Raw genomic sequence first — 15,190 nt, forward strand, 5'->3', positions numbered from 1 at the left:
ATGAAGACGTTCTTGCGCATCTTCCGCATTGTTCTTTACACGCTGCTCATCGTGGTGGCGGCAGCGGTCGGCGCGCTGGTCGTGCTGACCAAGACCGAACGCGGCCGCGACAACCTCGCCGGCATCGTCTCGAACCTGGCATCGAGCGATGACCGCAAGGTCACCGTCAGCGGCATAGACGGCATCTGGTCGGGCGCGCTCAGGCTCGACCATGTCGTGCTGGAAGACCGCAACGGTGCTTGGCTGGTGGCCCGCAAGGTCGCCGTCGACTGGTCGCCGCTGGCGCTTCTGTCGAAGAGTTTTGACGCCGAGCGCATCGGTGCCGAGCGCATCGAACTCGCCCGCTTGCCGGCTGCGAGCACCCAGCCGGCGGAGAGTGGTGCAACGACGCTGCCGGTTTCGATCGACATAGAACAGATCGATATGCCCGAAATTGCGCTTGGCGAGCAACTGGCCGGGAGTGGCATTGCCGAGCTTGCCGCCAAGGGATCGGCCAAGGTCGATGCCTCGCCGCTGGCGGTCGAAACGGTTGTCAACGTCACCCGCCATGACGGCAAGCAGGGCAATGTCGACGCCAAGATCCATTTCGCGCCCGCCGACAACAAGCTCGACCTCGATCTCAAGGCATCCGAGCCGGCGGGCGGCATCATCGCCAATCTGCTCAAACTGCCTGACGCGCCGCCGGTCGACATCATTGTCTCGGGGACGGGGCCACTGGCCAACTGGAGCGGCATCGGTACCTTCGTCGTCGACGGCCAGATCGTCACCCAACTCACCGGCCGCCACCAACTCAGCGACAAAGGAAACTACGTCGAGGCCAAGGGTGACGGCGATTTCGGGCGCTTCCTGCCGGAGAAGCTGAAGCCGCTGTTTGCCGGCAAGACCAGCTTTGACCTTGCCGGCACCGCGACGCCGGCCGGCGGCGTCGCCATCGAGCGCGCCACGATCGAGAGCGACGCCGTGCATGGCACTGCCGCGGGCACTGTCGATCCCAAGGGCGCGAGCGACCTTTCGGTGGAGATCGCCGCCAAAGGCGAGCCCGTGGTGCTCGACGTCGGCACCAAGGCGCAGCCGGTTACCGTGGCGGTGAAAAACGCGACCGCCCGCGCCTTTGGCGACGGCAAGGCGCCGATGGTCGATATCGGCGCGTCGCTGGTTTCGGTGGCGGCGGGCGGCACGCAGCTCAACGATCTGGCGGCGCAGATCCATTCCGACGGTTTCGACATCGAGAACCGCAGCGGCCCGGTCACCATCAAGCTCTCGGCCGGCGGTCTGAAGACCGATGTCGCGACGCTGACGCCGCTAGTGACCGGCAAGCTCATGGCCGATCTCGCCGGCAAGATCAGCAAGGACGAGATTTCGCTCGACCAGGGAACGCTGCGCAGCGATGCGCTCAACGCCTCGCTGACGGCCACTCTATCGCTGACCGACCTGGCGATGAAGCTGAAGATGAACGCCGATGCGGTTTCATCGGCGCTGCCGCCGCAGATCAGCTCCGTGCTCGGTGAGCGCGTGACGTTCTCGGCGACCGCGACCCGCGATCCGCAAGGCTCGTTCGCCGCCAATTCACTCGAATTGACCTCCGGTTCGCTCAAGGCCAGCGGCACCGCCAGCGCGCAAGGCAGCGATATCCAGGCCGACATCAAGGGCACGCTCGGCGACGTTTCGGTGCTGTCGCAGCTGGCCGGCGTGCCTCTCGCCGGCGGTGTCAACTTCGCGCTGACGGCAAGCGGCGCGCGCTGGGCGCCGGACTTTTCCGTTTCGGCCGACAGCGCCAGCCTGACGGCGTCGGGCCGCACGGTCAAGGACATCAAGCTGACGGCATCGGGGAAGGCCGATATCGCCAGTCCGGCGGCGGATGTCTCGCTGACCGGTTTGGTCGACGGCCAGCCGCTCGACATCAAGGCGGCACTGGTGACCAGCGACGGCAAGCGTTCGATTAAGGGGCTTAGCCTGTCGCTGGGCGACAACAAGGTTTCAGGCGACCTTGTGCTCGACGACAAGTTGCTGCCGCTCGGCACGCTGACGCTCGCAGCCCCCGATATCGCGCCGCTGGCTTCGCTTGCCGGTCAGGCGGTGGCCGGTGATATCGGCGGAGCCATTGCCTTCGCCAAGGATGGTGAAGCTCCGACCGTCACCATCAATGCGGCCAGTGCATCGATCTCGCGCGGCGAGATGGCGGCGAAGGCAATCACCGTCAATGCGCTGATCGCCAACTATCTCAAGAGCCCGGCGATCTCCGGTACGATCAAGGCCGACAGTGTGACATCGGGAACGACAGTCATCAGCGGCATTGGCGTCGACCTGAAGCGCGACGGCGACTGGACCAATTTCACCGGCGGCGCCACGATCGCCGGCATTCCGGCCACCGCCGCCGGCCGGGCGAAGATCGCCGGCGGCACGACCAGCATCGAGATCGCTTCGGGCGAGGCGACCGTTCGCGGCATCAAGGCCGCCATCGCCAGCCCATCAACCCTCTCTATCGCCAATGGCGTGACCAGCATCGAGCGACTGGTGGTCGATGTCGGCGGTGGCGCCGTGACGCTCTCCGGTACTGCAGGTCAGACGCTCAACCTGGCGGCAATTTTCTCCGCGCTGCCGGCCGCGCTTGCCAATGATTTCTCGCCGGCCCTGGACGCCGTGGGGACACTCGACGGGACGGCGCAGGTGACGGGATCGCCGGCGAATCCGGACATTCGCTTCAATGCAAAGCTGGCTGGCGCCGAAACCAGCCAGACCCGCCAGGCGGGGCTCGGGCCGCTCGATCTCAATGCCGCCGGCAGTTTTTCGACAGCCGGTGGCGTCGTTCTCGAGCAGGCGACGCTCTCCGGCCAAAGCATCTCCGGCAAGGCTGCCGGCACGATCAACCCGAACGGCGCCAGCGATTTCGCGCTCGACCTGACATCGACCGGTCCCAGCCTGCCGCTGTCGCTCGGCAGCGCCGAAAGCCCGATCAAGCTCGAGCTGCAGGCCTTGTCGGTGAAGGCGGCGGGGCAAGGCATGAAGGCGAAGCTGGATATTTCCGCGGCGCTGCCCTCGGTCGCTACCAACCACGCCAAGGTCGAAGGCATCACGCTGGCGCTGCATTCCGACGCCTTCGACGTCAAGAGCCGTACGGGACCGATCTCGGGTACGGTGACGGCGGACAAGATCGGCCTGGACAACCCGACCATCGCGCCGCTGATCGCGGGCAAGATCATCGCAAAAGTCGCCGGCAGCCTTGCCGCGGATGCCATCACCATCGACAGCGGCTCGGTGCAGGGCGCAGCACTCGACAGCGCTTTCAACGGTCGGGTTTCGCTGGCCGACGGCGCCATCGACCTCAACCTCAAGGTGGACGCCCTTTCGGCGGCGTTGCCGGCGGCGGCGCATGGCGTGCTGGCGGAGCGGACGCAACTCAGCGCGACGCTGAAGCGCGATGCGCATGGCAATGTCAGCGCGAGCCCGGTCACGCTGGCGTCGGGTGCGATGACAGCCAATGGGCAGGCAAGCCTCGCCGACAACAAGCTCAGCGCCGACATCAAGGGCGCGTTGGCTGATATTTCGCTGCTGTCGAAAGACGCCAAGGGTGCCATCGCTTTCGCGCTGAATGCACAAGGCGCCAGCCTGGCGCCGGACCTGTCGCTGACGGTCGAGAGCGACCGGCTTTCGGTCGCGGACCGCGAAATCACCGGCCTGAAATTGACCGCCACCGGCAAGGCGGATGCCGCCAATCCGTCGGCCAATGTGCAGCTGACCGGCAATGTCGCTGGGCAGGCACTGCAGGGCAGCGCGGTGCTGGCGACGACGGACGGTAGGAGTGCAATCAACGGGCTGCTGCTGTCGTTGGGCAAGAATCGGATCTCCGGCGACCTCGCGCTCGACGAGGCCTTGGTGCCCGAAGGCACGGTCGCCCTCGACCTGCCCGATATCGGGCCGCTTGCCGCGCTGGCGCTGGAAAAGGCCGAAGGCGATGTGCGCGGCACGATCGCCTTCTCGAAGAGCGGCAACGCGCCGCAAGTTGCCATCAAGGCGACAACCGGTTCGCTTTCGCGTGGCGACCTGGTGGCGAAAACCGTTTCCATCGACGCGCTGATCGCCAACTATCTTGCCGCGCCGGTGATCTCCGGCAAGGTCCGCGCCGACAGCGTCACCTCGGGCGGCACCGTCATCCGCGGCATCGATGTCGACTTGAAGCGCGACGGCGACTGGACCGGCTTTTCCGGCGGCGCCACCGTCAAGGACATTCCGGCCAGGGCCGGCGGCCGGGTCAAGGTGGCCAACGGCACGACGACCATCGAGCTCACCTCCGGCCAGGCGACGGTGCAGGGGATAAAGGCGGCGATCGCGCAAGCCTCGACCGTGAGCATCGCCAATGGAACGACGACACTGGACAGGCTGGTGCTCAACCTCGGCGGCGGCACGGCGACGGTGACCGGCAAGGCCGGGCAGGCGCTCGACATCAATGCCGCACTGGCCAAGGTGCCAATCTCGCTCGCCAACAGTTTTTCGCGCGGTCTCGATGCCGCCGGTTCCATTTCGGGCACGGTCAAGGTGACGGGTGCGCCCGCCAATCCAAGCATCGCGTTCAAAATCGATGCCGCCGGGGTGCAAACCGCGCAGACCCGTGGCGCCGGCCTTGGCGGCATGAACATCTCCTCGTCAGGAACGTTCGCCGGCAAAAAGCTCGCCTTTGACGCCAACATCAGCGATGGGGCGGGTCTCGGCCTCAAGGGCGGCGGCACGGTGACCATTGCGGGCGCGCCGGCCCTGGTGCTCGACTTTTCCGGCAAGGTGCCGTTTTCCTTCCTTGCCGCCAAGCTTGCCGCGCAGGGCCTGTCGTTGAACGGCACCGCCAACGTCAATGTGCAAGTGCGCGGCCCGGCGACGTCGCCGGTCATCGGCGGTACGGTCAGCACGTCCGGCGCCCGTCTGGTCGATGCGCGCTCCGGCCTTGCCGTCAACGACATCGCCGCCGACGTCTCGATCGGCGCCGGCGTCGCCAGGATCAACCGCCTGACCGGCACGCTGTCGACGCGCGGCAGCCTGTCGGCCAGCGGCACGGTCGGCATCAACCCGGCGCAGGGGTTCCCGGCCGACCTGTCGGTCAAGCTCACCGACGGCCGCTACACCGACGGTCGGGTGGTCACCGCCAATCTCGGCGGCGACCTGACCATCAAGGGGCCGCTCGTCTCGGCGCCGGTGATTTCTGGAACCATCAACCTGGCCAAGACCGTCATCACTGTCCCCGAGAAGTTGCCGGGATCGCTGTCGGCACTCGACGTCAAGCACAAGAACGCGCCGGGCGCCGTGCGGGCGCAGGACAAGGCGCTGCGCCCGCCAACCACAAGTGGCGGTGGTGGCGGCAGCGGGCTTGCCCTCGACGTCACGATCAACGCGCCGAACCAGATCTTCATCCAGGGCAGGGGCGTCGATGCCGAGCTCGGCGGTTCGCTGAAGCTGACCGGCCCCGCATCGTCGCCGCATGCGGTCGGCACCTTCACCCTGCAGCGCGGGCGGCTGTCGATCCTCGCCAAGCGGCTGACCTTCACCGAAGGCACGGTCGGGTTCTCCGGCTCGCTTGTGCCTTATCTCAATCTGACGGCTACCTCGACGACAGGCAGCGCCACCGTCACCATCGTTGTCTCGGGCGAGGCCACCAATCCGAAATTCACCTTCTCGTCGGTGCCGGCGCTGCCCGAGGACGAGGTGCTGGCGCAGCTCATCTTCGGCCGCTCGATGTCGAACCTGTCGCCGCTGCAGATCGCCCAGCTCGCCGAGGCCGCCGGGCAACTGGCTGGCGTCGGCGGGTCGACATCGCTGCTCGAAAACCTGCGCAGCGCGATCGGCGTCGACGATCTCGACGTCACGACGGACGAGAAGGGCGGCACGGCCGTTTCGGCCGGCAAATACCTCAACGACCGCACCTATGTGACGATCCAGAAAGGCGACAAGCCGGGTTCGGGCAAGGCGACCATCGATCTCAATGTCGGGCGCGGTGTCAAATTGCGCGGCGAAGCCAACGATGCGGGGGAAGCCAAGGGCGGCATCTTCTACGAGCGCGAATACTGAAATCGGCGACGATCGCGGGCGTCGGGAGGTCTCGTTCTGGCGCAAACTCAAGGATCGGCTGGCGCTGTCCTATCCCGCCTGAATGTCTCATCTTAATCGCGCGCCGGGATTCGAACGGAATCTTCCGGGCAGTAGCAATTTTGCGTCAAGACTGTCGCTATCACGCGAACTGCCCTCCTTCCAAAGTTGCACATTCGCTAACATGTTCCCAGTCCGTGTCGGTCTTTGACATCACGGCGCGGATGCGGAATGTTAAAAGGCAGAAAGCCAACAATGGGAGTCAGTCATGGCAATCTACAAAAGCAACGGTGACCGCGTTCCGGATCATATCCTGGCAATGGCCGAAGAAGCCAAGGCAGGCAAGATGGATCGCCGCGAATTTCTCGCCCTGGCCAGCGTCTTCGGCGCGTCCACGGCGATGGCCTACGGCATGCTCGGTCTCGCCGATCCGACGCCGGCCAAGGCGGAAGAAGTACAGGGCAAGAAGGGCGGCATCCTGAAGGTCGCGCAGTGGATCAAGGACCCCAAGGATCCACGCAAGGCCGACTGGTCCGAAATCGCCAATGCCGAGCGCCAGGCGCTCGAGCCGCTGGTCAAGTACACGACCGAATACACGTTCCGCCCCTATCTGATCGAAAGCTGGGAGATCAACGACGACGCCACCGAATACACGTTGCATGTGCGCAAGGGCGTGACCTGGTCGAACGGCGATGCATTCAACGCCGATGACGTCATCTTCAACCTCAAGCGCTGGGCCGACAAGAAAGCCGAAGGCAATTCCATGCCCGGCCGCCTCGGCACGCTGGTCAAGGACGACAAGCTCGATGAAAGCGCCGTCACCAAGGTCGACGATCACACCATCAAGCTGAAGCTTGCCTCGCCGGACATTTCGATCATTCCCAATGTCTGCGACTATCCGGCCCTGATCGTCCACAAGACCTTCGATGAAAAAGGCGGCGACTTCAAAGCCTGTCCGATCGGTACCGGTCCTTTCGAACTCGTTTCCTACGATGTCGGCCAGAAGGTGGTCTACAAGCGCCGCGAAGACAACAAGTGGTGGGACGGCGAAGTCTTTCTCGACGGCGTCGAGTTCATCGACTACGGCACCGATCCGGCGGCGATGGTCAGCGCCTTCGAAGCGGGCGAAGTGCACGCCAACTACGAAACCACGGCCGACTACGTGTCAATCCTCGACGGTCTGGATCTGGTGAAGTCCGAAGTGGTCACCGCCGGGACCGTCGTCTGCCGCACCAACGTCACCAACAAGCCTTACGACGACCAGAAGGTGCGTCAGGCGCTGCAGCTCGGCGTCGACAATGCTGTCGTCCTTCAACTCGGCTACGGCAATGCCGGCACTGTCGCCGAGAACCACCATGTCTGCCCGATTCATCCGGAGTATTACGAGCTGCCGAAAATCGCCCGTGATCCCGCCAAGGCGAAAGCGCTGATGGCGGAAGCCGGCCAAGCCGACTTCGAGCACGAGTTGATCACGGTCGACGAGGACTGGCAGAAGAATACCGGCGATTCGATCGCCGCGCAATTGCGCGAGGCCGGCATCAAGGTCAAGCGTACCGTGCTGCCGGGCTCGACGTTCTGGAACGACTGGACCAAATATCCGCTGTCCATGACCACCTGGAACATGCGGCCGCTGGGGGTCCAGGTTCTGTCCCTGGGCTACCGCACCGGCGAATCCTGGAACGAGACAGCCTGGTCGAATCCCGACTGGGACGCCAAGCTCAACGCTGCGATGGCCGTTGCAGACGCCGCAAAGCGCAAGGAGATGATGAAGGATATCCAGCAGATCCTGCAGGATGCCGGCATCATCATCCAGCCCTTCTGGCGCAAGCTCTACAGCCACTCGGTCAAGGCGGTACAGAACTACAAGATGCACCCGACCTTCGAACGCGACTACGGCAAGGTCTGGCTCGAGCAGGCATGATCGGACCGATCGGGGAGGGGGCGTTCGCCCCTTCCCCATCACTCCTTGCATGGTTCCAGTACCGGAAGCCGGCGCAGCAAAAAAGTTGCGGACTCTTCGGGAAAGATCGTGCAATAAAACAGGGTTGATCGCATCCGAGGGCCGGTTTGACAGCCAACTCTGCCGGCAACGGTAGGGCTGGTTTTCGAAGCTGGCTACAACCCCAACCAGACCGGCAGGGGACCGCCATGCTATCTTTCGTTCTCAGGCGCCTGGGCACCATGGCATTGACGATGCTGTGCCTGACGATCATCGTCTTCTTCCTGATCAACCTCGATCCGAATTTGAAGAAGCTGGCGATCAGCCAAACTGAAATGCATACATCGGCCGAGCAGCTCGAAAGCTGGCTGGCGGGACACGGCTATCGTCAGAATTTCTTCGTCCGCTATGGTCAGTGGCTCGGCGTGATGCCCAAGCAGCCGGTGACCGATGCCGCGACGGGCAAGCCGGCCCAGCGGTTCTCCTTCTGCAACGATCCGCTTGTGCCGACTTACTCCGGTATCCTGCAGGGCGATTTCGGCTGTTCGACCAAGTTCAAGACAACCGTGGCGTCGAAGCTGTTCCCGGCGCTCAGTGCCACCGGCATCCTGATGCTCTGCGTCCTGCTGGTCATGATACCGATCTCGCTGCTGATCGGCATCCTTGCCGGAATGCGTGAGGGTTCGCGAACGGACCGGACGCTATCGGTGGCTTCGATTGCCTCGACGGCGACGCCCGAATATGTGTCGGGCGTCATCTTCACCGTCATCTTCGCCTCCTGGCTCGGCTGGCTGAACGGTTCGGCAGCCTCGGCCAGCCAGGGCATCACCTTCTACAATTTCACGCTGCCGGTGATGACGCTGGCGATCTACGGCATCGGCTATATCGCGCGCATGACGCGCGCCTCGATGGTCGAGGTGATGACGCAGCAATATATCCGCACCGCCAGGCTGAAGGGCCTCTCCTTCGGCAGCGTCGTGGTCAAGCACGCGTTGCGCAACGCGCTGATTGCGCCGTTCACCGTCATCATGCTGCAGTTTCCCTGGCTGCTCACCGGCGTCGTCATCGTCGAGGTGATGTTCCGCTACCAGGGCTTCGGCTACACGCTGGTCGAGGCCGCCGGCAACAATGATATCGACCTTTTGCTCGGCTGTTCGCTGGTCTCGGTATTCATCGTGCTGATCACGCAGCTCATTTCAGATGTCGGCTACGCGTTTCTCAATCCGCGTATCAGAGTGCAGTAGGGGATCGGGCGGATGCAGGTCGAATATATCAGCGCCTTCAATGTCATCCTCGGTGTGATCGGGCGGTTCTGGCCGGTCTGGATCGCTCTTGCCATCGTCATGGGGGCGAGCTTCGCCTACAAAAAGAAGCTCGGCCTCTACGGTCAGCTGTTCGACACCGGCGTCGGGGTTGTCGGCGTCGGCATCTGCCTGTTCTGGCTGTTCACGGCGATCTTCGCCTCGACCGTCGCGCCCTTCGACCCGCTCGCCCAGGTGCCGATCATGAAGGACGCGTTGCCGGGCGGGATCGAGCCGGTATCGAAGCTCGTCTACTATTTCGGCGGCGACAAGTTGGCCCGCGACGTGTTTTCCCGCATGGTCTTTGGCAGCCAGATCGTACTGATCATCGCGCCGGCGGCGACCGGCTTTGCGCTGATGGTCGGCATCACGCTCGGCCTGCCGGCCGGCTACTATGGCGGCAAGATCGACACTGTGCTGTCGTTCCTCGCCAATCTGGTGCTGGCCTTCCCGGTCATCCTGCTGTTCTACCTGCTGGTGACGCCGGGCATCATGGACACACCGATCCCCTATGCCATGGCCGGGCTGTTCTTCCTGTTCCCGATCATCTTCTTCAGCGTGCTGTTCTGGACGCGTTACAAGAACCGGCCAGATCGCCTCTACATCCTGCTCGGATTGACGCTCGTCATCGGTGGCTGGGTCTATGCCGGCCTAGTCTTCGATGCCGATCCGCTCAAGATCGTCCACATAGATCCCAACCAGCTCAACATCTTCGTGGCTGTGGTGTTCGCCTCCAGCCCCGGCGTGTTCCGCATCGTGCGCGGCCTGACCATGGACATCAAGACGCGCGACTATGTGGCGGCGGCGCAGACGCGCGGTGAATCACCCTGGTACATCATGCTGTGGGAGATCCTGCCCAATGCACGCGGGCCGCTGATCGTCGATGCCTGCCTGCGCATCGGCTACACCACGATCCTGCTTGGCACGCTGGGTTACTTCGGCCTCGGACTGGCGCCGGAAAGCCCGGACTGGGGCACCGCGATCAAGGACGCCAGCCGCCTGCTGCGGTCCTTCATCCACCCGGCTTTGCCGCCGACGATCGCGCTGATGTCGTTCGTGCTGGGGCTCAACCTGTTGGCCGACTCGCTGCGCGAACAGTCGATGAAAGACTGACGGACGGGTCTTCGGCCCGGCCTGACTGGAAGAACAAGGATTGGAGCGACCCATGAACGAGGCAGTTCGAAATCCCGGCAAGCCGACCGATGGGCCGATCATCGAGATCGAGAACCTGTCGATCTCCTTCTTCACCCGCAAGGGCGAGATACCGGCCGTCATGGATTTCTCCTGCACGGTCATGCCCGGCGAAGCCATGGGCATCGTCGGCGAATCCGGTTGCGGCAAGTCGACCGTGTCGCTCGGCATCATGCGCGACCTCTCCAACATCGGAAAGATCGTCGGCGGCAAGATCAAGTTCCAGGGCAAGGACATGGGCGAACTGTCCGACGAGGAACTGCGCGCCATCCGCGGCAACAAGATCGCGATGATCTACCAGGAGCCGATGGCGAGCCTCAATCCGGCAATGAAGGTCGGTCAGCAATTGATGGAAGTGCCGCTGATACACGACAAGGTGTCGAAGGAAGAGGCTTACAGCCGAGCGCTCGACATGGTGCGGTCGGTCAGGCTGCCCGATCCCGAGCGCATGATGCGGTCCTATCCGCACCAGCTTTCCGGCGGCCAGCAGCAACGCATCGTCATCGCCATGGCGCTGCTGTCGAAGCCAGCGCTGCTTCTGCTCGACGAGCCGACGACGGCGCTCGACGTGACGGTGGAGGCCGGCATCGTCGACCTGGTCAAGGGGCTCGGCGAGAAGTTCGGCACGTCGATGATCTTCGTGTCGCACAATCTCGGCCTGATCCTCGAGACTTGCGACCGAATCACGGTGATGTATTCGGGCGAGGCGGTCGAGACCGGCAAGATCAAGGACGTGTTCGACCGGATGCGCCATCCCTATACGCAGGGGTTGTTCCGCTCGATCCCGCTGCCCGGCGCCGACAAGAATTCGCGTCCGCTGATCTCGATCCCCGGGCAATTGCCGCTGCCGCACGAGCGGCCCAAGGGCTGCAATTTCGGCCCGCGCTGCCACCATTTCGTCGAAGGCGTCTGCAACGCCGCCGAGATCCCGATGATCGAGGTCGAGGGTCACGAAGGGCATTTTTCGCGCTGCGTGCGCTTCAACGAGATCGACTGGGAAGCGCTGCCTCCGGGCGCTAAGAAGGTCAACGAGCGCGTCGTGCCCGGCGCGCCGGTGCTCAAGATCGAGGATCTGAGGAAATACTACAAGGTCGGCGGCAGCGAGGTGTTCGGTTCGAGCGAAGGCCGCGTCGTCAAGGCCAACGAAACGATCTCCTTCATGGCGCGCGAATCCGAGACGGTTGCGATCGTCGGTGAATCCGGCTGCGGAAAGTCGACGCTGGCCAAGGTGCTGCTCGGCCTGGAAACTGCGAGTTCCGGCAGTGTGACGCTCGGCAACAAGGAAATCCAGTCGACGGGCATCGAGAAGCGCAGCGTCGAGACCGTGTCGTCGATCCAGATGGTGTTCCAGAATCCGTTCGATACGCTCAATCCCAGCCACACGGTCGGCTCGCAGATCATCCGTACGCTGGAAAAATTCAATGTCGGCAACAATGTCGCCGAGCGTCGCAAGCGGATGCTGGAACTGCTCGACCTGGTGAAGCTGCCGCGAGCGTTCGAGACCCGCAAGCCGCGCCAGCTGTCAGGCGGGCAGAAGCAGCGCATCGGCGTGGCACGTGCCTTTGCCGGCGACGCCAAGGTGGTGGTGGCCGACGAGCCGGTCTCGGCGCTCGACGTCTCGGTGCAGGCGGCGGTGACCGAGCTCTTGATGGACATCCAGCGCAAGAACAAGACGACGATGCTGTTCATCAGCCACGACCTGTCTGTCGTGCGCTACATCGCCGACCGCGTCGTCGTCATGTATCTCGGCTATATCGTTGAGCAGGGCACGACCGACCAGATCTTCGCGCCCCCCTATCACCCCTATACCGAGGCGCTGCTGTCGGCGATCCCGATTGCCGACACCAGCGTGGTCAAGAAGCACATCGTGCTCGAGGGCGACATCCCGTCGGCAATGAACCCGCCGAGCGGGTGCCCGTTCCAGACGCGCTGCGGCTACAAGAAGCTGGTGCCGGACAATCTCTGCGAGACCAAGGTGCCGCCGGTGAAGAATCTCGGTGACGGCCATATGAGCCTGTGCTGGCTTGCCGACGACGTGCTGGCCAAGATGGAGCCGGTGATCAAGTTCGACAAGGAACACGCCGCGCATGAGGGCGTGCCGGAAGACGCGCCGCACGGCAGTGGCCCGGGATTTGCCGGACCGGCGCCCAAGCGTCCGCGCGGCAAGACGGCCAGTGCAAAAGCCGACGAGATCGGGGAGGCTGTGGAGAAGACTGAGGCTATTGAGCGAGCCCGTCGCCACGAGATTCGCGACGAGGTTTCAGAAACCGGAGGCGCTGCAAAGCCTACCCGTCCCAAGAAGCCGCGCTAACCCCGCGGAAGGCGATGCGTTAATTTCCGCATTGTTGCAACTGAACGGCATAGTCGCGGGCCATCTTTTCGGTTGCCCGCGCATAGCCCTGAACGTCGGCATCGCCACGGTTGCCGCGGCCATAGGCGGTCCAGCCGAGATAGTAGGCCAGATAGAGATTGTAGGTGTCGTTGCGAGCGACGCCGAGCGTGTCCGATGTCTTGGAATGATACCAGCCGACGAAATCGACGGCGTCGGCAAATTTTGTCCGCCGCGCCGCCCAGCTGCCGGTCTCGCTCTGATATTGCGCCCAGGTGCCGTCTAGCGCCTGCGAGAAACCCGTAGCCGAGGAGACGTGCTTCCACGGGATGAAGCCAAGCAGCTTGGTGCGCGGTGGCCTGGCATTGCTCTTGAAGCCGGATTCCTTGCGCACCGTCGCCATCAGCACGGGAACCGGTATGCCGTATTTCTGCTCGGCGCGCTCGGCCGCCGCCTGCCAGTTGTCGAACCAGCCGTCATTCTGGTCGAAGACGGCGCAGACATCGTTGATATGGTTCGGCGGCGTCGCGCAGGCGGAAAGTGCCAGCAGCACGGTGACGGCTACGATTTTACTAAAACTCGATCTACGCATTGGCAGACGAATAGGCGGAAAACATAAAGGGATTCTTGCAGCGTTTCTTAACGGCCCGCAGCTTCCGTGCGCCCATCTGGATCGGTATCGATATTTCGACCTGCTCTGTCGCTTTTATCTCCAAGCAATTTCGAAAATGCCGCCTTGGCTAAAATCTCGCCTGCAAACGGCGGATTTCTGACATCGCTATCGCCACGCCGGCGCTTTGATGGGCTCATGACCGAACCAAGACGCAAACGCGGCGCCGAGCGAACCAGCAACAGGGGCCCGGCCGCCATCCCGCAACTGCCGCTGAGGCGGGTGACCAATCCCTATCCGCCGATGGCCATGCTCTCGGTCGACCAGATCGAGGCGATCCATGAAGCCTCGATGCACATCCTGGAAAATTTCGGTATCGAGGTGATGAGCCCGCGGGCGCTGTCGCTGTTCGAGAAGGCTGGGGCCAAGGTCGATCACGCGACGGCGAATGTCCGCATCGATCGCGGCATGGTCGACGAAGCGCTGAAGACGACGCGTTCTACCTATACGCTGACGCCGCGCAATCCGGCCCAGGCCATCCATCTCGGCGGCAACACGATCAATTTCACGCTGGTCGCCGGACCGCCCAATGTGCACGACATGGAGCGCGGCCGCCGCGCCGGCAATCTGCGCGACTATTCTGATCTCACCCGGCTGGCGCAGCATTTCAACTGCATCCACATGCTCGGCAACCAGGTCTGCGCGCCGGTGGAGCTGCCGGCCAATTCCCGCCACCTCGACACCTACTTCACCAATCTGACGCTGACCGACAAGAGCTTCCATGTCTCGGCGATCGGCCGGGGCAGGGCGCTGGACGGCATCGAAATGATGGCGATCGCGCGGGGGCTGACGCCGGACCAGATGCGCGACGATCCGGGCATCACCACCATCATCTCGGTCAACTCCCCGCGCCGCTTCGACGAGATGATGGCCGAGGGGCTGATGACCATGGCCGAGTTCGGCCAGTCGGTGGCGGTGACGCCGTTCACGCTGATGGGGGCGATGAGCCCGGTGACGCTGGCCGGCGCATTGGCGCAGCAGAATGCCGAGGCGCTTTTCGGCGTGGCGCTGACGCAGCTTGTGCAACCCGGCGCCCCGGTGATGTATGGCGCCTTCACCTCCAATGTCGACATGAAGTCGGGCGCCCCGGCTTTCGGCACGCCGGAGAACACCAAAGCCAACATCGCCTCAGGGCAACTGGCCAGGCGCTACAACCTGCCCTACCGCACCACGCCGGGCTCGGCCTCCAATGCCGCCGACGCGCAAGGCGCCTATGAGACGCTGATGGCATTGTGGGGCGCGGTGCTCGGCCACGGCAACCTCGTCTACCACGCCGCCGGCTGGCAGGAGGGCGGGCTGACGGCATCGTTCGAGAAGCTCATCATCGATGTCGAGATGATCCAGCACATGATGGAGTTTTTGCGCCCGATCGTGGTCGATGAGGCCGAATTGGCAGTCGAGGCGCTGGGGGCGGTGCCGACCGGCGGCCATTTCTTCGGCGAGCCGCACACGCTGGAGCGCTACGCCACTGCTTTCTACCAGCCGATGCTGTCCAACTGGCAGAATTACGAGGCCTGGCAGGAGGCCGGCGGGCTCGACGCCACGGCGCGAGCGACGCGGCTATGGAAGAAGGCGCTGGAAGATTACGTCGAGCCGGTCATGGATGTCGCGGTGCGCGAGGCGCTGGAAACCTATGTGGCCAAGCGCAAGGAAGCGATCGGGCAGGGCGAACCGTGATGTCCGATCTTTTC

The 15,190-nt window shown here is 63.7% G+C and carries 7 protein-coding genes; 6 read left to right on the forward strand and 1 reads right to left on the reverse strand.

Translation table 11 applies throughout. From position 1 onward, the window contains the following. From DH08_RS18955 to DH08_RS18975, 5 genes are all read left to right on the forward strand, one after another. Entirely contained in the window at positions 1–6,051 is a 6,051-nt protein-coding gene (locus DH08_RS18955) for a translocation/assembly module TamB domain-containing protein (RefSeq protein WP_192180780.1), read from the forward strand. Between the two features lie 286 nt (positions 6,052–6,337). After that, positions 6,338–7,990, forward strand: a complete 1,653-nt coding sequence (locus tag DH08_RS18960) for an ABC transporter substrate-binding protein (RefSeq protein WP_192180781.1) — start codon at positions 6,338–6,340, stop codon at positions 7,988–7,990. A gap of 227 nt (positions 7,991–8,217) precedes the next feature. Further along, positions 8,218–9,252, forward strand: a complete 1,035-nt coding sequence (locus DH08_RS18965; RefSeq protein ID WP_192180782.1) for an ABC transporter permease — start codon at positions 8,218–8,220, stop codon at positions 9,250–9,252. 12 nt (positions 9,253–9,264) lie between these two features. Further along, the gene (locus DH08_RS18970; RefSeq protein ID WP_006202828.1) at positions 9,265–10,422 is read left to right on the forward strand and encodes an ABC transporter permease; all 1,158 of its coding nucleotides are present in this window, start codon (positions 9,265–9,267) and stop codon (positions 10,420–10,422) included. Between the two features lie 52 nt (positions 10,423–10,474). Next, positions 10,475–12,811 (forward strand): dipeptide ABC transporter ATP-binding protein, encoded by a 2,337-nt coding sequence (locus DH08_RS18975; protein ID WP_192180783.1) that lies wholly within the window; start codon positions 10,475–10,477, stop codon positions 12,809–12,811. Positions 12,812–12,830: 19 nt separating this feature from the next. On the opposite strand, the gene DH08_RS18980 is transcribed toward DH08_RS18975, so the two are convergent. After that, positions 12,831–13,421 (reverse strand): transglycosylase SLT domain-containing protein, encoded by a 591-nt coding sequence (locus tag DH08_RS18980; RefSeq protein ID WP_192180784.1) that lies wholly within the window; start codon positions 13,419–13,421, stop codon positions 12,831–12,833. 216 nt (positions 13,422–13,637) lie between these two features. Here DH08_RS18980 and DH08_RS18985 point away from each other — a divergent pair, with 216 nt between their 5' ends. Further along, positions 13,638–15,176: a trimethylamine methyltransferase family protein gene (locus DH08_RS18985; RefSeq protein WP_192180785.1), complete on the forward strand. Its 1,539-nt coding sequence runs from the start codon at positions 13,638–13,640 to the stop codon at positions 15,174–15,176. Positions 15,177–15,190 lie beyond the last annotated feature (14 nt).

Source organism: Mesorhizobium amorphae (assembly GCF_014843845.1).
Classification (GTDB): Bacteria; Pseudomonadota; Alphaproteobacteria; order Rhizobiales; family Rhizobiaceae; genus Mesorhizobium; species Mesorhizobium amorphae_A.

Bases quoted from the DNA above. Each gene is read 5' to 3' on its own strand.
- DH08_RS18955 (WP_192180780.1), top strand. From the start codon at position 1: ATGAAGACGTTCTTGCGCATCTTCCGCATTGTTCTTTACACGCTGCTC.
- DH08_RS18960 (WP_192180781.1), top strand. From the start codon at position 6,338: ATGGCAATCTACAAAAGCAACGGTGACCGCGTTCCGGATCATATCCTG.
- DH08_RS18965 (WP_192180782.1), top strand. From the start codon at position 8,218: ATGCTATCTTTCGTTCTCAGGCGCCTGGGCACCATGGCATTGACGATG.
- DH08_RS18970 (WP_006202828.1), top strand. From the start codon at position 9,265: ATGCAGGTCGAATATATCAGCGCCTTCAATGTCATCCTCGGTGTGATC.
- DH08_RS18975 (WP_192180783.1), top strand. From the start codon at position 10,475: ATGAACGAGGCAGTTCGAAATCCCGGCAAGCCGACCGATGGGCCGATC.
- DH08_RS18980 (WP_192180784.1), bottom strand. From the start codon at position 13,421: ATGCGTAGATCGAGTTTTAGTAAAATCGTAGCCGTCACCGTGCTGCTG.
- DH08_RS18985 (WP_192180785.1), top strand. From the start codon at position 13,638: ATGACCGAACCAAGACGCAAACGCGGCGCCGAGCGAACCAGCAACAGG.